Genomic DNA, 16,694 nt, shown 5'->3' on the forward strand with positions numbered 1-16,694 from the left:
TTCACTCCTCGAGGCCAGCGGGCATCCGCCGATGCCAGTCCGTCGCCTGTTGATAGCGATGGGCGACATTGAGCATCTTCGCCTCGGCAAACCACGGCGCGATGATTTGCAGCCCCACCGGCAGGCCCTCATCGAAACCGCAGGGGATCGACATCGCCGGTAGTCCGGCGAGATTGACGGCGATCGTGTAGATGTCGGAGAGGTACATCTGGACCGGATCGGCGCCCTTTTCGCCGAAGCGAAAGGCGGGCGTCGGCGTGGTCGGCCCGATGATCACGTCGCAGGAAGCGAACGCAGCCCGGAAGTCCTCGGCGATCAGCCGGCGCACCTGCTGGGCTTTCAGGTAATAGGCGTCGTAATAGCCGTGCGAGAGCACATAGGTGCCGATGAGGATGCGCCGCTTGACTTCCGGCCCGAAACCTTCGGCGCGGGTCTTCTCGTACATCTCGATCAGGTCGCGGTATTCGGCGGCGCGATGGCCGTAACGCACGCCGTCGAAGCGCGCGAGATTCGAGCTCGCCTCGGCCGGCGCGATCACGTAGTAGGCCGGCACCGAAAGATTGGAATTGGGCAGCGAGACCTCGACGGTGGTCGCGCCGAGCCTGCGGTATTCGGCCAGCGCCGCCTCGACCGCGGCGCGCACGCCAGTACTCATGCCGGCGCCGAAAAACTCCTGCGGCAGACCGATCTTCAGGCCAGCGAGGGGCTTGTTGAGATCGCGCGTGTAGTCTTCGGCAGGGCGGTCGAGCGAGGTCGAGTCCCGTGCGTCGAAACCGGCCATAGCATTCAAGAGCAGCGCGCAATCCTCGGCGGATTTGGCCATCGGCCCGCCCTGATCGAGGCTGGAGGCGAAGGCGATCATGCCAAAGCGCGAGACCACGCCATAGGTCGGTTTCAGGCCCGTCAGACCGCAAAGTGCCGCCGGTTGGCGGATCGAGCCGCCCGTGTCGGTGCCGGTGGCCGCGGGTACGAGGCGTGCGGCGATCGCCGCCGCCGAGCCGCCCGAGGAGCCGCCCGGCACACGCGCCAAATCCCAGGGGTTCTTCACCGGACCAAAAAATGAAGTCTCGTTCGACGAGCCCATCGCGAACTCGTCCATGTTGCACTTGCCGAGCAAGACCATGCCGGCCGCGGCCATCTTCTCGACGACGTGGGCGTCGTAGGGAGAGACGAAGTTGGCGAGCATCTTCGAGCCGCAGGTGGTGCGCCAACCTTGGGTGCAGAAGATGTCCTTGTGCGCCAACGGAATGCCGAGCAGGGGTGCCGTCTCGCCAGCGCCGAGTTTGGCGTCGGCGGCACGCGCGAGGCTGAGCGCCTTCTCGCGGTCGATGGTGATGAAGGCGTTGAGCGTCGGGTTGAGTTTTTCGATGCGGTCGAGGAACAGCGTCGTCAATTCGACGCTGGAAATCTTCTTTTCCGCCAGCGCGGCGGCGAGTTCCTGGAGAGACGAATTGATCATGGAGCGAAGCGACCACAAAGTTTCCCCTCCGAGAGGAGGGGCTGGGGGAGGCGGGCGATCTGTTTCATTCGATCACCTTCGGCACCAGATACAGGCCGGCCTCGGATTCGGGCGCGATCGCCATGAAGTCGTCGCGGCGGTCGGGTTCGGTCACGCGGTCTTCGCGCAGCCGCTGCACGACATCGACGGCGTGGGCCATCGGTACGATGCCGGCGGTGTCGACGGCCTGCAACTGTTCGACGAAGGCGAGGATCGCGTTCAGCTGTTCGCGGGTTTGCGCCGATTCCGCGGCTGAGATTTCGATGCGCGCCAGATGCGCGATGCGACTGACGTCGTCCGGGCTCAAGGACATGGTTTCAAAGCGGGATTTGGATTGTCGGGCGGCAGAGACAGCAATTTGCCAAGCGCGTTAACGTGAAAATACACAGTAAAAAGTGCGCCACCCTTCGTTTCCTTGACGGCAGCCAACACTCGCGGCAACGCCGCGCAAATGGGAACCCCCCGAGAGGGGGGCGAAGGGGGGCGGGTGTTTATTTTTGCGCATGGGTATTTCATCCTCTGCGGGTGCCATTGCCAGCATGCGCGTTAGGTTATCATAGAGACCCTTTTCCCGACAGTGCTGGTTGGCTTTGCGGCACTGCGCTACCGAATCTCAGGACACCCATGTTCTCTTTCCTTCGCTCCTATTTTTCCAACGATCTGGCGATCGACCTGGGCACCGCCAACACGCTGATCTACGTGCGCGGCAAGGGGATCGTGCTCGACGAGCCTTCGGTCGTCGCGATCCGCACCGAAGGCGGTCCGAACGCCAAGAAGACCATCCAGGCGGTGGGCGCCGCCGCGAAGCAGATGCTCGGCAAGACGCCCGGCAACATCACCGCGATCCGGCCGATGAAGGATGGCGTGATCGCCGACTTCACCGTCACCGAGCAGATGCTCAAGCAGTTCATCAAGAAGGTGCACGACTCGCGCCTGCTCAGCCCCAGCCCGCGCATCATCATCTGCGTGCCCTGTGGCTCGACCCAGGTCGAGCGCCGCGCGATCCGCGAGTCCGCCCTGGGCGCCGGCGCCTCCCAGGTCTATCTGATCGAGGAGCCGATGGCCGCGGCGATCGGCGCCGGCCTGCCGGTTTCGGACGCCACCGGCTCGATGGTGGTCGATATCGGCGGCGGCACGACGGAAGTCGGCGTGATCAGCCTGGGCGGCATGGTCTATGCCGGTTCGGTGCGCGTCGGCGGCGACAAGTTCGATGACGCGATCATCAACTACATCCGCCGCAACTACGGCATGCTGATCGGCGAGACGACGGCGGAACTCATCAAGAAGACCATCGGTTCGGCCTTCCCGGGCTCCGAAGTCAAGGAAATGGAAGTCAAGGGCCGCAACCTCGCCGAGGGCATTCCGAGGAGCTTCACGATTTCCTCGAACGAGATCCTCGAAGCGCTGTCCGATCCGTTGAACCAGATCGTCGGTGCGGTGAAGATCGCGCTCGAGCAGACGCCACCGGAACTCGGTGCCGACATCGCCGAGCGTGGCATGGTGCTCACCGGCGGCGGCGCGCTGCTGCGAGACCTCGACCGCCTGCTGATGGAAGAAACCGGCCTGCCGGTGGTCGTTGCCGAAGACCCGCTGACCTGCGTCGTGCGCGGCTCTGGCATCGCGCTCGAGAAGATGGACAAACTCGGCAGTATTTTTGCCAACGAATAAGTTTCGCTCCGGTAAGGTGTGCGGTGGCATGGTGCCCATGCCACGCTGAACCATCGGGGGGAGAAATGCAGTCTTGATGTCCGTCGCAGGTCATTCGCCTCCACCATTTTTCAAGCGCGGGCCGGCGCCACTGGTGCGGCTGACCTTTTTCCTCGCGCTATCCGTGGCGGCGATGGTGGCCGATCTGCGCTTCAAGATACTGGAACCGGCACGCGCCGCGGTCGCCGCGCTGCTCTGGCCGTTGCAGAAGGCGGTGATGCTGCCGGTCGAGGGTGCCGGCGAGGCCGGCAGCTATTTTGCCGATCTGGCGCGCCTGAAAAAGGAAAACGAGGAACTGCGCACCCGGGCACTGGCCCAGGCCAATCAGCTCCTGCGCCAGACGCATCTCGATCAGGAAAACCGTCGCCTGCGCGCCTTGCTCGAGATGCGCGAGCGACTGGACGCTCCCGCCCTGGCCGCCGAAATCCTCTATGCGGCTCGCGACCCGTTTTCCCGCCGCATCGTCATCGACCGCGGCATGACGCATGGCATCGAGGCCGGCCAGCCAGTGATCGACGAGGTCGGCGTGATCGGCCAGGTGACGCGCGTTTATCCCTTGACCAGCGAGGTGACCCTGCTGACCGACAAGAACCAGGCCATTCCGGTGCAGGTGCAGCGCAATGGTCTGCGCGCGGTGCTCGCCGGTGCGGGCAATGGCTTGCTGGAATTGAAGTTCCTGCCGGCCAATGCCGACGTCGAGCCGGACGACGTGCTGGTCACCTCGGGATTGGATGGCGTTTATCTGCCTGGCCTGCCGGTGGCGCGTGTGACGAGGATCGATCGCGACAACTCGTTCGCCTTCGCGCGCATCGAATGCACACCCGTGGCCGGTGTCGAACGCCAGGGACAGGTGCTGGTGCTCGGCAAACGTGTCGCACCGCCACCGCCCGAAGAGCGGAGCGAGGAACTTCCCAAGACCGGCAAGGGTCGCAAGCCGCGAGGCCAGAAAAAATGATCCAGCCCACCCATTCCTCACGGCGCATCCTGTTGCCGGCGCGCACCTGGTTCATCTATCTGTCATTGCTGGTGGCGGCCTTGCTGAACCTGATCCCGCTCGGCCGCCTGCCCGGCGTGCCCGACTGGGTGGCGCTGGTGCTGGCCTTCTGGTGCATCCATCAGCCGTTGAAGGTCGGCATGGCAGCCGCTTTCTGCTTCGGGCTGGCAATGGATGTCGCCCATGCGGCCGTGATGGGCCAACATGCCTTCGCCTATGTGCTGCTCGCCTTCTTCGCCGCCGGCTGGTCGCGCCGCGTGCTCTGGTTCCCGCTCGCCCAGCAGGCGCTGCACGTGCTGCCGATGCTGCTCGGCACGCAGCTCGTGATGCTCCTGATCCGTCTCGCCACCGGTGCCGAGTTTCCCGGCCTCAGTTACTTCCTGTCGAGCTTCACCGCCACGCTGCTCTGGTATCCGGCGAGCTACCTCCTCCTGCTGCCGCAGTATCAGCCGGTCGAGCGCGATGAGACCCGACCCATCTGATGCAGATCAAGGACGCGCAGGAAGGGCTGGAACAGTTCAACCGCCGCGTGGCAAGCGCGGGGGCACTGGTGCTCGTCTGCTTCGCGATCCTGTTCGGGCGCTTTTTCTGGCTGCAGGTGATCCAGCACGATTATTACCGCACGCGTGCCGAGGACAACCGCATCTCGCTGGTGCCGATCGTGCCCAACCGCGGCCTGATCGTCGATCGCAACGGCGAGGTGCTGGCGCGCAACTATTCGGCCTACACGCTGGAAATCACCCCTTCGCAGGTGCCCGATCTCGAGGCGACGATCGACGCTCTGGCGGAATTTATCACCATCGAAGCGAAGGACCGCAAGCGCTTCAGGAAACTGATGGAAGAGAGCAAGCGCTTCGAGTCGCTGCCGATCCGCACGCGCCTGACCGACGAGGAGGTGGCGAAGTTCATCGCCCGCCGCTATCGCTTTCCCGGCGTCGACATCAAGGCGCGGCTGTTCCGTCAGTATCCGAAGGGCGCCTTCGCCTCCCACGTGCTCGGTTACATCGGCCGCATCACCGAGCGCGATCTGGCGCGGATCGAGGACAACGAGCAGGAGGCCAACTATCGCGGCACCGACTACTTTGGCAAATCCGGTCTCGAACAGCATTATGAGTTCGAGCTGCATGGCACGAGCGGCTTCGAACAGGTCGAGGTCGATGCCGGCGGCCGGGCGGTGCGCTCGCTGGCACGGGTCGCGCCGGTGCCGGGCAACAATCTGACGCTGACGCTGGATGCCAAACTGCAGGAAATCGCCGAGCAGGCCTTTGGCGATCGGCGCGGCGCGCTGGTCGCGATCGAACCGTCTACCGGCGGCATCCTCGCGCTGGTCTCGGTGCCCAATTACGATCCCAACCTGTTCGTCGATGGCATCGCCGCAGTTGACTGGCAGGCGCTCAACGAAGCGGCGGACAAGCCGATGATCAACCGGGCCTTGAACGGCGCCTATCCGCCGGGCTCGACCTTCAAGCCGTTCATGGCGCTCGCCGCACTTCATTACGGCAAGCGCCGGCCCGAACAGGCGATCGTCGATCCGGGCGGCTTCAATTTTGGCGGCCACTTCTTCCGTGACGACAAGAAGGGCGGGCATGGCCTCGTCGATATGTACAAATCCATCGTCGTCTCCTGCGACACCTACTACTACATGCTCGCCAATGACATGGGCATCGACGCGATCGCCGCCTTCATGGGCGAGCTGGGCCTGGGCAGCAAGACCGGTATCGATATCGAGGGCGAATCGGAAGGCGTGTTGCCCTCGCCGGCGTGGAAGAAGAAGCGCTTCAAGCGGCCGGAGCAGCAAAAGTGGTATGCCGGCGAGACGATCTCGATCGGCATCGGTCAGGGCTACAACGCCTATACGCCGATCCAGCTCGCCCAGGCGGTGGCGACGCTGGCCAACGACGGCGTGATGTTCCGCCCGCACCTCGTCAAATACATCACCGACACGAAGAGCGGCGAGAAGCGTTTCATCGAGCCGCAACCGATCAAGAAACTGCCCTGGAAGCAGGAACACATCGACGTGATCAAGCGCGCGATGATCGGCGTCAATAAAGAAGGCACCGGCGCGCGCGCCTTCGCCGGGGCCGAATATGTCTCCGCCGGCAAGACCGGCACGGCGCAGGTGTTTTCCTACAAGGGCGCCGAGCACAAGACGGAGACCATGAAGGCTCATCTGCGCGACCATGCGCTGTTCATTGCCTTCGCGCCGGCCGATCAGCCGAAGATCGCGCTGGCGGTGCTGGTCGAGAATGGCGGCTTCGGTGCCCAGGCCGCCGCGCCGATCGCGCGCCAGGTGTTCGACTACTATCTGCTTGGCAAGCTGCCCAAGGGCATGGCGCCGACCGACGAGGCCGCCGTGGAGGCCGATCCCGAATGAGTGAGTGGCTGCACAAAATCTGGCGAATGGTCGTTGCGCCGATCGACTGGCCGCTGCTGGGCTTCACGGCGCTGCTGCTGATCCTCGCCACCGTCGCGCTGGCCAGCGCCTCGCCGGAGCGGCTGGGCGCGCATTTCATCAATCTCGGCGTCGCGCTGCTGGTGATGCGCGCCGTCGCCCAGCTGCCGCCACAACGGTTGATGCACATCGCGGTGCCGGTGTATCTGCTCGGCCTCTTGTTGCTGATCGCCGTGGCGCTGTTCGGCGACGTTTCGAAAGGTGCGCGCCGCTGGCTCAACCTGGGCTTCATGCGCATCCAGCCCTCGGAGCTGATGAAGATCGCGATGCCGCTGATGCTCGCCTGGTATTTCCAGAAACGCGAGGGCCTGCTCGTCTGGCGCGATTGGTTCGTCGCCACGCTGTTACTCCTCGTGCCGGTGGCGCTGATCGCCCGTCAGCCCGATCTGGGTACCGCGGTGTTGGTGTTCGCCGCCGGCTTTTTCGTGATCTTCCTCGCCGGCCTGTCGTGGAAGGTGATCTTCGGTTTGCTCGGGCTGGCGGCCGCCGCTGCGCCCTTCGCCTGGAACCTGCTCCACGACTATCAACGGCAGCGCATCCTGATGTTGCTCGATCCGGAGAAAGACCCGCTCGGCAAGGGCTTCCACATCATCCAGTCGACGATCGCGATCGGCTCCGGCGGCCTCTTCGGCAAGGGCTGGGGGCAGGGCACGCAGGCGCAGCTCGAGTTCATCCCCGAGCGGCATACCGATTTCATCTTCGCCGTGTGGTCCGAAGAATTCGGTCTGGTCGGCAATGCCGTGCTGTTGATCCTCTACCTGTTGTTGATCGGCCGTGGCTTGCAGATCGCCCTGCAGGCGCCGACGCTGTTCACACGCCTCTTGGCCGGCGCGGTGACGCTGATCTTCTTCACCTATGCCTTCGTCAACATGGGCATGGTCTCCGGCATCCTGCCGGTGGTCGGCGTGCCGCTGCCCCTCGTCAGTTACGGCGGCACGGCGCTCGTCACCCTTTGCCTCGGCATCGGCATCCTGATGTCGATCCACAAGAATCGTATGCTGGTGCAGAAATGAAGCGGATCCTCCCCCTTTCCCTGTCGCTGCTGCTCGCTGCCTGCGGCGCCCAGCCGCCCAAGCCTGCCGTGCAAACCCCCGCCGTGGGTGCCGTCCCGCCAGCGCCGACTTTGAGTGAGAAAAAACCGCTGGTCACGAAAAAGGGGGGCGGCTTCTATCTCGACGACGGACCGCTCGATCACTCGATCGATCTGGCGGCGATCCCCGATGCCGTGCCCAAGCCTGAGCCGCTGCACCGCTTCGCCAACCGGCCCTATGCGGTGTTCGGCCGCGACTACGTGCCGCTCACCGATGCCACCGGTTACCGGCAACAGGGCGTGGCGAGCTGGTATGGCCGGCGTTACCACGGCCAGAAGACTTCGAGCGGCGAACCCTATGACATGTTCGCGATGACCGCCGCGCATCCGACGCTGCCGATCCCATCTTATGCACGCGTCACGCGCGTCGACACCGGCAAGTCGGTGGTGGTGCGCATCAACGACCGCGGCCCTTTTCTGCATGAGCGGCTGATCGATCTGTCCTATGCCGCAGCCTGGAAGCTCGGCCTCACCGACAACGGCAGCGGGCTGGTCGTCGTCGAGAGCGTGCAGCCCGGAGAAGCAGTCACGACGATCGCCCAGACGGCGCCTTCCCTGCCGTCGGCGCAAGCCGCCGCAGTCGGCCCGACGCCCGAGCCGCCGGCAGTGCTGAACGACGTGGTTGAAAAAGGCGGCCACTACCTGCAGCTCGGCGCTTTCGCCAGCCGCGACAACGCCGAGGCGCTGAAGGCCAAGCTATATCGCGATCTCGGCGAACTCGGCGACAAGCTGGTGGTCAGAAGCGCGGGCAGTCTGCATCGGCTGCAGCTCGGCCCATGGCCGGATGTGGCCGAGGCGCGCCGGGTCGCCGAACGGCTGAAGCTCGCCTTCGATCTGCCCAGTATGCTCGTGAAATAGCCGTCACACGCGGCAAGGTATACTTTTCCGAAATCTCAACGGTGAATCTCCATGCGTTTTCTTCTCCTGCTGCTTTCCCTGCTTTCCCTGAATGCTTTCGCCCAGACCAGCGAACCGCCGCCGCCGCTGGCCGCGCGTGCCTGGCTGCTGATGGACCAGACCACCGGCCAGATCCTCGCTGCCTCGAATCCCGAAATGAAGGTCGAGCCGGCCTCGCTGACCAAGATCATGACTTCCTACGTCGTCTATGGTGCGCTGCGCGATGGCAAGCTCAAGCTCGACCAGATCGTGCCGGTGTCGGAAAAAGCCTGGAAGGCGCCCGGTTCGCGCATGTTCATCGCGCCGGACCAGCAGGTCACCGTCGATGCGCTGCTCTCCGGCATGGTGGTGCAATCGGGCAACGATGCCTCGATCGCGCTCGCCGAGGCGGTCGCCGGCAGCGAGGAAGCCTTCGCCAACCTGATGAATGCCGAAGCGAAGCGGCTCGGTCTGACCAACACCCATTTCGTCAACGCCACCGGCCTGCCGGACTCGGCGCACATGACGACGGTGGTCGATCTCGCCAAGCTGACCACGGCGCTGATCCGCGATTTCCCCGAGGAATACAAGCGTTATGCGGTCAAGGAATTCACCTGGAACAAGATCAAGCAGCCCAACCGCAACCGGCTGCTGTGGCTCGACCCGGCGATCGACGGCGTCAAGACCGGGCATACCGATTCGGCGGGCTATTGCCTGGTCGCCTCGCGTTTCGATGGCGTGCGGCGATTGACCACCGTCGTCGTCGGCACGGCTTCCGACAATGCGCGGGTACAGGAAACGCTGGCGCTGCTGCACTACGGCGCACGCGCCTTCGATGCGGTCAAACTCTACGACAAGGGCCAGGCGCTGACTCAGCTCAAAGTGTTCAAGGGCCAGCAGAACACCGTCGGCGCCGGCTTCGCCCAGGACTTCGTGCTCTCCCTCCCCAAAGGCGTGGCGAGCAACCCCGAACGCATCAAGGTCGAGGTGGTGAGCCGTCAACCCTTGCTCGCACCGGTCAAGCAGGGCGATGTGGTCGCCACGCTGAAGCTCACCGTCGATGGCCAGTCCTGGGGTGAACACCCCCTGATCGCGCTCGCCGACGTGCCGCTGGCCGGCTTCCTTGGCCGTGCCTGGGACGGTCTCAAGCTCTATTTCCAGAAATGACCCTCTGCTATCTCGATGGCCGTTTCCTACCGCTTGCCGAGGCGAAAGTCTCGCCGATGGATCGCGGCTTTCTGTTCGGTGACGGTGTCTATGAGGTGATTCCGGTCTATTCGCGCCGGCCGTTCCGGCTCGACGAGCATCTCGCGCGGCTGCAGAAAAGCCTCGATGCGATCCGGCTTGCCAATCCGCTCGCGCCGGATGCCTGGCGTGCCGTCGTCGACAGACTCGTGAATGAGGCCGAGTGGAGTGATCAGTCGGTCTATCTGCAGGTCACGCGCGGGCCGATGGCGGTGAGAAACCACGCTTTCCCCCCGATCGTCGCTCCGACGGTGTTCGGCCTCGTCGAACCGCTCGTCCCCCCTTCCGCCGAGCTGGTCGAGCGCGGCGTGACGGCGATTTCCGCGGCCGATTTCCGCTGGCTGCGCTGCCATGTCAAGGCGACATCACTGCTGGCCAACTGCCTGTTGCGCCAGATGGCCTGTGATGCCGGCTGCGCCGAGACGGTGATGTTCCGTGACGGCATCCTCAGCGAAGGCGCGGCATCCAATATCTTCGTCGTCAAAAACGGCGTGCTCTTGGCGCCGCAGAAGAACCATCTGATGCTTTCCGGCATCACTTACGACGTGGTGCTGGAACTCGCCGCGACGCAGGGTTTGCCGACCGAGGTGCGCGACATCTTGGCAGAGGAAGTGCGCCAGGCCGACGAGCTGTGGTTGACCTCTTCGACCAAGGAGGTGCTGCCGATCGTCACGCTCGACGGCCGACCGATCGGTGCGGGCAAGCCCGGGCCGGTGTTCCGGCAGATGTATCGCTGGTATCAGGATTTCAAGCGGACGGTGATGTGCGGCCATGACTAAACAGGAAACGCTGTTCGAGTTTCCCTGCGACTTCCCGATCAAAGTGATGGGCGCAACGCGCGAGGGTTTCGCACAGGCCATCGTCGAGATCGTGTCGAAACACGCCCCCGATTTCGATGCCGCCACGGTCGAGATGCGCCCCTCGCGGGCCGGCCATTATCTTTCCGTCACCTGCGTCATCCGTGCGACTTCCAGGCCGCAGCTCGATGCGCTCTACCGCGAACTGACCTCCCACCCGTGGGTGAAAATCGTCTTGTAGTGCGCCGGCTCGGCCTCGTCGAGTATGAGCCGACCTGGCACGCGATGCAGGCCTTCACTGCCCAGCGTGACTCGGCAACCCCCGACGAGCTCTGGCTGTGCGAGCATCCGCCGGTGTTTACCCTCGGCCTGGCCGGCAGACCCGAGCACCTGCTCGAGGACATCGGCATTCCCGTGGTGAAGATCGACCGCGGCGGGCAGATCACCTACCACGGTCCCGGCCAGCTCGTGGCTTATCTGCTGCTCGACTTGAAGCGCCGCGGCCTCACCGTGAAGACGCTCGTCCATCGCATGGAGCAGGCAGTGATCGATCTCCTCGCCGACTACGGCATCGCGGCAGAACGGCTCTCCGGCGCACCGGGCGTCTATGTCGACGGCGCGAAGATCGCCGCGCTGGGGTTGAAGATCAAAAACGGCTGCTGCTACCATGGCCTGGCGATCAACGTCGCGATGGATCTTGCCCCTTTTGCGGCGATCAACCCTTGCGGCTACGCCGGGATGGCGGTGACGCAGCTTTCCGCCTTCAAATCCGCCATCACCCTCGAGCAAACGGGAGAACGGCTGATCGAAAAGCTCGGTAATGTGCTGTGAGAACCGTTTGGCAAGAGCCGACTTCCGTTTTGGCGACGCTGCGCATAATATGTGCTCTGGAGGCCGATCATGAAAACCGCTGTGCAAAGAACCACTGCCAAACGTCCGATCAATCTGCTGCTGAGTGAAGAGATCGTCGATCGCGCGCAACGGCTGACCGACGACCTTTCCGCAACCGTCGATGGATTGCTATCCGATTTTGTGGCGCGACGGGAAGCGGCCAATCTGTCCCGCCGACAGCAAGCGATGATGGTCGCCGAAGCCTGGAACCGCTTCGAGTCAGAGCACGGCTCCTTCGCCGACGAATACGCGACGCTGTGAGTCAATTCGATGTCCATCGCAATACCGGCCAGCGACGGATAGCGATCCCCTATGTCGTGATCGTGCAGTCCTCTTTTTATGACGCATCGCGTCGCCGTGTCGTCGTGCCGCTGGTGGCAGCCGACGAGTTGGCGAGAGTCGTTTCCCTGCCGGTCTCGCCGATCAATCCGGCGTTCTGCATCGAGGGACGCGAGGCGATATTGAACCCACTCGAAATCGTCTCGATTCCCGTCGAAGCCCTCGGCGAACGAGTCGCCTCACTCGCAACCCAGGGGGATGCGATCATCGCGGCGCTGGATGAACTGTTTAGCCGGGCCTGGAATTGAACCCAGATTGTCCATTAGACCGGGCTGACTTACCATGAGCATGCGAAACGATCATTTCATTGCCCTACACGGCGGCTTTCGGGCTGCGGGCGGCATCGTAGCACCCCCGCTCCTTGCCAATAGACACCGTTATTGGCTCGTCGCGGGGGCGCAAACCTGCTCGCCCTCGCCATCGAAATCCGCTCGTGTTCCAATGGACAATCTGGGTTGAAAACATGACCAAACAAAAAGGCGCCGCCAAGACCGCGCGTATCCCGATCAAGATCGTGCCGGTCGCCGAGCCGTTGAAAAAGCCCGACTGGATCCGCGTCAAGGCCGGCAATTCCGCCACGCGCTTCGGCGAGGTGAAGTCGATCCTGCGCAGCCACGGCCTGCACACGGTCTGTGAGGAGGCCACCTGCCCGAACATCGGCGAATGCTTCGGCCATGGCACGGCCACCTTCATGATCCTGGGCGATCTGTGCACACGCCGCTGCCCGTTCTGCGACGTCGGCCATGGCGTGCCGTTGCCGCCCGACCCCGAGGAGTCGGCCAAGCTCGCCACTACCGTCGCGGCGATGAAGCTGAAATACGTCGTCATCACCAGCGTCGACCGTGACGATCTGCGCGATGGCGGCGCGGGGCATTTCGCCGCCTGCATCCATGCGATCCGTGCGGCCACACCGACGACGAAGATCGAGATCCTCGTGCCGGATTTTCGTGGCCGACTGGAGATCGCGCTCGACATCCTGGCGCAGGAGCCGCCCGACGTGATGAATCACAATCTCGAAACCGTGCCACGGCTTTACAAGCAGGCCCGTCCCGGCGCCGACTATGCGCACTCGTTGAAGCTCTTGCAGGCATTCAAGCATCGCCAGCCGCACATTCCGACCAAGTCCGGGCTGATGGTGGGCCTGGGCGAGACCGACGAGGAGATCCTCGCGGTGATGCGCGACTTACGCGCCCACGACGTCGAGATGCTGACCATCGGCCAATATCTCGCGCCATCGAATCATCATCTGCCGGTCGTGCGTTATGTGCATCCGGACGTCTTCAAGAGGTATGCGGACGAGGCGAAGAAGATGGGCTTCACCCATGCTGCCTGTGCGCCGCTGGTGCGCTCGAGCTATCACGCCGATCTGCAGGCGCACGACGCTGGCGTGGCCTAGATCTCGAAAGTCGGCGCTGGCAAGACGGCATCCGCATCGTCGTAACGGCGCTCGACCGCATCGATGAGCATCGTTTCGTAACGCTCGGCGATGCTGTCCCAGCTCAGGTGGCGCACGCTGACGGCACAGGCGGCGCGGTCGATACCGCCGCGTGAAAGCCGCCGCACCGCTTCGCGGCTGACGCTGATGAATGCGGCTGAATCGCCGGGTGCCACACGCCAGCCGTTGCGGCCCTCTGCGATCAACTCGCCGGCAGCGGCATGGTCGAAGGCGACCACCGGCAGGCCGCTCGCCAGTGCCTCGCTGACGACGTTGCCAAAGGTCTCGGTCAGGCTGGGAAAGAGAAACAGGTCGGCGCTGGCGTAATGTGTGGCAAGGTCTTCGCCGGTGCGCATGCCGCGGAACAGGACATCCGGGTAGCGGCGCGCCAACGCGAGTGCGGCCGGGCCATCGCCGACGCAGACCATGCGGGCGTCCGGCCATTCGTGACGGATCGCCGCGAAGGCCTTGAATGCCAGCGCCAGATTCTTTTCCGGGGCGAGGCGGCTGACGACCAGACATACCGGCGCATCCGGACGTGCTCCCCATTCCAGGCGCAGCAGCGGTGAGCGGCGTGCCGGCGAAAACAACGCGGTATCCACCCCGCGCGAGAGCACCCGCACGTTGCAAAATCCCGCCTGGCCGAGCGCCATGGCGAGACTGGCCGTCGGCACCAGGGTCGCGGCCGTGCGATTGTGGAACCAGCGTAAGTAAGATTCGATGCCGGGCTTGAGCCAGCCGATGCCGTAATGCCGGCTGTAACTGTGGAAGTTGGTGTGGAAGCTGGAAATCGTCGGGATGCCGAGCCGTCGCGCCGCCGAGAGCGCCGAATGGCCGAGCGGCCCTTCGGTGGCGACATGCACGATGTCCGGCATGGCCGTGCGCCACAGCGAGATGAGGCGCCGCATCGCCGGCAGGCCGAAACGCAGCTTGGGATAGAGCGGGATCGGCAGTCCCGGCACCAGCAGCCCGCCATCCAGCAAAGTTCCACTCAGCTCATTTCTTTGGTGTGGCCGCACGATGCTCACGGCATGGCCGCGGCTGCGCAGGCCCTCGGCCAGACGCCCAAGCGTCATCGCCACGCCATTGACTTCGGGTGGGTAGGTTTCGGTGACCAGCGCGAGCTTGAGGGGAATCGATACCGTCACGCCACCGCCCGTAACGGCACCACCTGCGTGCCGGCGTGGCGCCATTCGATCAGTTCGAGTGCGCCATTCAAATGCTCGACGATCGCGGTGCAGCTATCGACCCAATCGCCGCAATTGACATACACCACGCCGTCCTTCTCGCGCAGCGCGGCACTGTGGATGTGGCCGCAGACGATGCCGTCGAGACCGCGCTCGCGCACCGTGCGAATGACGGCATCCTCGTAATCACAGATGAAGGAGACCGCCCGCTTGACGCGCCGTTTGGCATAACCCGCCAGCGACCAGTAGCCCGAGATGCGCAGGCTGCGACGCAACCAGGAAAGCCAGGCGTTCATGCGCACCAGCGCGTTGTAGCCGATGTCGCCGAGCAGGGCGAGCCAGCGATGATGGCGCGTGACCTGGTCGAACTCGTCGCCGTGCAGGAGCAGCAACCGCCGGCCGTCGGCGGTTTCATGCACGTGTTCCGCCACCAGCTGGATGTCGCCGAAACGCGCGCCGACATATTCGCGCAAGGCTTCATCGTGATTACCGGGAATCAGCATCACCTTCTCGCCGTGCCGGGCACGGCGCAGCACCTTTTGCACCACGGTGTTCTGCGCAGCGGTCCAATGGATGCCGCGCTTCATCGCCCAGAAATCGACGATGTCGCCGAGCAGGAACAGATGCTCGGCCTCGTAGTGACGCAAAAAAGCGAGCAGACTGTCGGCCTGGCAGCCGCGCGTGCCGAGGTGGATGTCCGAGAGGAAGATACTGCGCACTCGCATGTCCGGCAGCTTGCCGGGTGGATGCGACGCGAAGATGAAAAATTCATGACGGAATGGTGACAATGATTTGGGGAAACGCTGAAGAAATCGACGTGAGCGGCCGGAGGGCAAGGCGCACGGAGCGCAGCAGACTTATTCAGTGTTTCCTTGGTCTGTGACTCTGCGGCTTTCCAGCACCGTGCGATAAACCTCGGCCAGTCGACGGGCGCAGGCCGTGGTGGTCCATTCGTTGGCGAAGGTGCGTGCCGCGCGCCCCATCGCTTCGAGACGTTGCGGATCGTCGATCAACGCGGCCAGCGTCTCGCCGAAGGCAGGCGCCTCCTGCGGCGCCGGCAGCGCGCCGCGGCGCGGCTCGACGATCTCGCGCGTGCCCAGCGCGGAAAACGCCAGTACCGGCAGTCCGGCCGCCATGGCTTCGAGCAACACCAGACCCTGCGTCTCGGTGCGCGAGGCGAACACGAAGACGTCTGCCGCTGCGTAGCAGGCCGGCAATTCGCTGCGTCGGTCGAGATAGCCGACGAAGCGCACGTTCTGTGCGATGCCCAAGGCCGCCGCATGACGCTGCAAGGCCGGCAAGGCGGGACCTTCGCCGGCAATGACCAGGATCAGCTCCGGCAGCCATTTGAGCGCATGCGGCATGGCATCGAGCAGAAAGCCGATGTTCTTTTCATGAGCCGTGCGCCCGACGAACAAGGCCACCGGCGCTGAGGCAGGTATGGCGAAGCGGGTGCGAAAGTCGGCGTTGCCAGTACGGCACCCGGTGCGGAAATGCTCGACGGGGATACCGGTCGGCACGCGATGAAGCGGTGCGGTCACACCATAGCCGCGCAGCGTCTCATGCATCGCCTGGGACGGGACGACCACGGCATCGAGCGCATTGCACTGGCCACGCGCGAGGCGGCGCGCGAAGGCGCGCAGCGCACCTTGCGGCAATGCCGGCAGGTAGTTGTGGAGGTATTCCTCGAAATGGGTGTGATAGGTGGCGATGCAGGGCAGGCCATGTCTGCGCGCATGAGACAGCCCGGCGTAGTGGGCAGCGAAGGGCGTCTGGACGTGCACCAGGTCGACCGCGGGTGCCCGGTTCAGCGTCTGGCGCAGGCGCCAGGGGTGCATCAGCCGGTCTTCCGGATCGAACGGCACCCGATGCGCCGGCACGCGATAAATGTGTTCGTCATCAGGGTGGGGGTTGGGGTACGCCGGTGCGATGAGACTGATCGTGATGCCTTCCGCCGCGAGCGCCTGCCGGAAAGACTCGATCGACGTCGACACGCCATTGATGCGGGGAAAAAACACGTCGGAGACCATCAGCACACGCATCGATACATCTTCGCGTGCAGATGTGACGACGATATTTCATCTCGCCGGCGCGGCTCGCGTCATCACTGCGTCACTGCCGAGTCAAATTTCCGTAACGCCGTTTTCCTACAGTGCCGTTGCCCAAAACACTGACAAGGAGAC

The 16,694-nt window shown here is 64.1% G+C and carries 18 protein-coding genes; 13 read left to right on the top strand and 5 right to left on the bottom strand.

Going from position 1 to position 16,694, the window contains the following annotated elements:
• Nucleotide 1 precedes the first annotated feature (1 nt).
• Both gatA and gatC read right to left on the bottom strand, forming a co-directional pair.
• A complete protein-coding gene (gatA, locus tag M52SOB_RS00825) occupies nucleotides 2–1,459 on the bottom strand; it encodes an Asp-tRNA(Asn)/Glu-tRNA(Gln) amidotransferase subunit GatA (RefSeq protein ID WP_131109963.1) in 1,458 nt (485 codons plus the stop codon).
• 64 nt (nucleotides 1,460–1,523) lie between these two features.
• Nucleotides 1,524–1,811: an Asp-tRNA(Asn)/Glu-tRNA(Gln) amidotransferase subunit GatC gene (gatC, locus tag M52SOB_RS00830; RefSeq protein WP_131109965.1), complete on the bottom strand. Its 288-nt coding sequence runs from the start codon at nucleotides 1,809–1,811 to the stop codon at nucleotides 1,524–1,526.
• 311 nt (nucleotides 1,812–2,122) lie between these two features.
• Here gatC and M52SOB_RS00835 point away from each other — a divergent pair, with 311 nt between their 5' ends.
• The 13 genes from M52SOB_RS00835 (at nucleotide 2,123) to lipA (ending at nucleotide 13,285) form a co-directional block, all read left to right on the top strand.
• Nucleotides 2,123–3,166 (top strand): rod shape-determining protein, encoded by a 1,044-nt coding sequence (locus tag M52SOB_RS00835; RefSeq protein ID WP_126443733.1) that lies wholly within the window; start codon nucleotides 2,123–2,125, stop codon nucleotides 3,164–3,166.
• A gap of 76 nt (nucleotides 3,167–3,242) precedes the next feature.
• Nucleotides 3,243–4,160 (top strand): rod shape-determining protein MreC, encoded by a 918-nt coding sequence (gene mreC, locus M52SOB_RS00840; protein ID WP_131109967.1) that lies wholly within the window; start codon nucleotides 3,243–3,245, stop codon nucleotides 4,158–4,160.
• Nucleotides 4,157–4,681: a rod shape-determining protein MreD gene (mreD, locus tag M52SOB_RS00845; RefSeq protein WP_284155136.1), complete on the top strand. Its 525-nt coding sequence runs from the start codon at nucleotides 4,157–4,159 to the stop codon at nucleotides 4,679–4,681. Before mreC ends, mreD begins: the two co-directional genes overlap by 4 nt.
• On the top strand, nucleotides 4,681–6,573 hold the full coding sequence (gene mrdA, locus M52SOB_RS00850; RefSeq protein WP_131109969.1) for a penicillin-binding protein 2: 1,893 nt from the start codon (nucleotides 4,681–4,683) through the stop codon (nucleotides 6,571–6,573). The genes mreD and mrdA overlap by 1 nt, the downstream gene beginning before the upstream one ends.
• On the top strand, nucleotides 6,570–7,664 hold the full coding sequence (rodA, locus tag M52SOB_RS00855; protein ID WP_131109971.1) for a rod shape-determining protein RodA: 1,095 nt from the start codon (nucleotides 6,570–6,572) through the stop codon (nucleotides 7,662–7,664). The genes mrdA and rodA overlap by 4 nt, the downstream gene beginning before the upstream one ends.
• Complete coding sequence (locus M52SOB_RS00860) at nucleotides 7,661–8,599, top strand: septal ring lytic transglycosylase RlpA family protein (RefSeq protein ID WP_131109973.1); 939 nt, start codon at nucleotides 7,661–7,663, stop codon at nucleotides 8,597–8,599. The genes rodA and M52SOB_RS00860 overlap by 4 nt, the downstream gene beginning before the upstream one ends.
• Nucleotides 8,600–8,650: 51 nt before the next feature.
• Nucleotides 8,651–9,784, top strand: coding sequence for a D-alanyl-D-alanine carboxypeptidase family protein (locus M52SOB_RS00865; RefSeq protein ID WP_131109975.1), 1,134 nt, complete (start codon nucleotides 8,651–8,653; stop codon nucleotides 9,782–9,784).
• Nucleotides 9,781–10,641, top strand: a complete 861-nt coding sequence (locus tag M52SOB_RS00870; RefSeq protein WP_131109977.1) for a D-amino acid aminotransferase — start codon at nucleotides 9,781–9,783, stop codon at nucleotides 10,639–10,641. The genes M52SOB_RS00865 and M52SOB_RS00870 overlap by 4 nt, the downstream gene beginning before the upstream one ends.
• Complete coding sequence (locus M52SOB_RS00875; RefSeq protein WP_131109978.1) at nucleotides 10,634–10,900, top strand: YbeD family protein; 267 nt, start codon at nucleotides 10,634–10,636, stop codon at nucleotides 10,898–10,900. The genes M52SOB_RS00870 and M52SOB_RS00875 overlap by 8 nt, the downstream gene beginning before the upstream one ends.
• A 44-nt stretch (nucleotides 10,901–10,944) precedes the next feature.
• Nucleotides 10,945–11,490 (top strand): lipoyl(octanoyl) transferase LipB, encoded by a 546-nt coding sequence (gene lipB / locus M52SOB_RS00880; RefSeq protein ID WP_284155256.1) that lies wholly within the window; start codon nucleotides 10,945–10,947, stop codon nucleotides 11,488–11,490.
• 69 nt (nucleotides 11,491–11,559) lie between these two features.
• Nucleotides 11,560–11,811 carry a type II toxin-antitoxin system CcdA family antitoxin gene (locus M52SOB_RS00885; protein WP_131109982.1) on the top strand — a complete coding sequence of 84 codons (252 nt, stop codon included), beginning with the start codon at nucleotides 11,560–11,562 and terminating at the stop codon, nucleotides 11,809–11,811.
• Complete coding sequence (locus M52SOB_RS00890) at nucleotides 11,808–12,137, top strand: CcdB family protein (RefSeq protein WP_131109983.1); 330 nt, start codon at nucleotides 11,808–11,810, stop codon at nucleotides 12,135–12,137. The genes M52SOB_RS00885 and M52SOB_RS00890 overlap by 4 nt, the downstream gene beginning before the upstream one ends.
• 215 nt (nucleotides 12,138–12,352) lie before the next feature.
• Nucleotides 12,353–13,285: a lipoyl synthase gene (gene lipA / locus M52SOB_RS00895; protein WP_131109985.1), complete on the top strand. Its 933-nt coding sequence runs from the start codon at nucleotides 12,353–12,355 to the stop codon at nucleotides 13,283–13,285.
• Here lipA and M52SOB_RS00900 read toward each other — a convergent pair.
• The 3 genes from M52SOB_RS00900 to M52SOB_RS00910 form a co-directional block, all read right to left on the bottom strand.
• The gene (locus tag M52SOB_RS00900) at nucleotides 13,282–14,517 is read right to left on the bottom strand and encodes a glycosyltransferase family 4 protein (RefSeq protein WP_131109987.1); all 1,236 of its coding nucleotides are present in this window, start codon (nucleotides 14,515–14,517) and stop codon (nucleotides 13,282–13,284) included. The genes lipA and M52SOB_RS00900 overlap by 4 nt on opposite strands.
• Nucleotides 14,469–15,236 (bottom strand): UDP-2,3-diacylglucosamine diphosphatase, encoded by a 768-nt coding sequence (locus M52SOB_RS00905; RefSeq protein ID WP_131109989.1) that lies wholly within the window; start codon nucleotides 15,234–15,236, stop codon nucleotides 14,469–14,471. The genes M52SOB_RS00900 and M52SOB_RS00905 overlap by 49 nt, the downstream gene beginning before the upstream one ends.
• A 132-nt stretch (nucleotides 15,237–15,368) precedes the next feature.
• The gene (locus M52SOB_RS00910; RefSeq protein ID WP_131109991.1) at nucleotides 15,369–16,553 is read right to left on the bottom strand and encodes a glycosyltransferase; all 1,185 of its coding nucleotides are present in this window, start codon (nucleotides 16,551–16,553) and stop codon (nucleotides 15,369–15,371) included.
• Between the last annotated feature and the right edge of the window lie 141 nt (nucleotides 16,554–16,694).

Origin of the sequence: Sulfuricystis thermophila (genome assembly GCF_004323595.1) — a bacterium.
Taxonomy (GTDB): Bacteria; Pseudomonadota; Gammaproteobacteria; order Burkholderiales; family Rhodocyclaceae; genus Sulfuricystis; species Sulfuricystis thermophila.

Bases quoted from the DNA above. Each gene is read 5' to 3' on its own strand.
- gatA (WP_131109963.1), bottom strand. From the start codon at position 1,459: ATGATCAATTCGTCTCTCCAGGAACTCGCCGCCGCGCTGGCGGAAAAG.
- gatC (WP_131109965.1), bottom strand. From the start codon at position 1,811: ATGTCCTTGAGCCCGGACGACGTCAGTCGCATCGCGCATCTGGCGCGC.
- M52SOB_RS00835 (WP_126443733.1), top strand. From the start codon at position 2,123: ATGTTCTCTTTCCTTCGCTCCTATTTTTCCAACGATCTGGCGATCGAC.
- mreC (WP_131109967.1), top strand. From the start codon at position 3,243: ATGTCCGTCGCAGGTCATTCGCCTCCACCATTTTTCAAGCGCGGGCCG.
- mreD (WP_284155136.1), top strand. From the start codon at position 4,157: ATGATCCAGCCCACCCATTCCTCACGGCGCATCCTGTTGCCGGCGCGC.
- mrdA (WP_131109969.1), top strand. From the start codon at position 4,681: ATGCAGATCAAGGACGCGCAGGAAGGGCTGGAACAGTTCAACCGCCGC.
- rodA (WP_131109971.1), top strand. From the start codon at position 6,570: ATGAGTGAGTGGCTGCACAAAATCTGGCGAATGGTCGTTGCGCCGATC.
- M52SOB_RS00860 (WP_131109973.1), top strand. From the start codon at position 7,661: ATGAAGCGGATCCTCCCCCTTTCCCTGTCGCTGCTGCTCGCTGCCTGC.
- M52SOB_RS00865 (WP_131109975.1), top strand. From the start codon at position 8,651: ATGCGTTTTCTTCTCCTGCTGCTTTCCCTGCTTTCCCTGAATGCTTTC.
- M52SOB_RS00870 (WP_131109977.1), top strand. From the start codon at position 9,781: ATGACCCTCTGCTATCTCGATGGCCGTTTCCTACCGCTTGCCGAGGCG.
- M52SOB_RS00875 (WP_131109978.1), top strand. From the start codon at position 10,634: ATGACTAAACAGGAAACGCTGTTCGAGTTTCCCTGCGACTTCCCGATC.
- lipB (WP_284155256.1), top strand. From the start codon at position 10,945: ATGCAGGCCTTCACTGCCCAGCGTGACTCGGCAACCCCCGACGAGCTC.
- M52SOB_RS00885 (WP_131109982.1), top strand. From the start codon at position 11,560: ATGAAAACCGCTGTGCAAAGAACCACTGCCAAACGTCCGATCAATCTG.
- lipA (WP_131109985.1), top strand. From the start codon at position 12,353: ATGACCAAACAAAAAGGCGCCGCCAAGACCGCGCGTATCCCGATCAAG.
- M52SOB_RS00900 (WP_131109987.1), bottom strand. From the start codon at position 14,517: ATGGCGCCACGCCGGCACGCAGGTGGTGCCGTTACGGGCGGTGGCGTG.
- M52SOB_RS00905 (WP_131109989.1), bottom strand. From the start codon at position 15,236: ATGCGAGTGCGCAGTATCTTCCTCTCGGACATCCACCTCGGCACGCGC.
- M52SOB_RS00910 (WP_131109991.1), bottom strand. From the start codon at position 16,553: ATGCGTGTGCTGATGGTCTCCGACGTGTTTTTTCCCCGCATCAATGGC.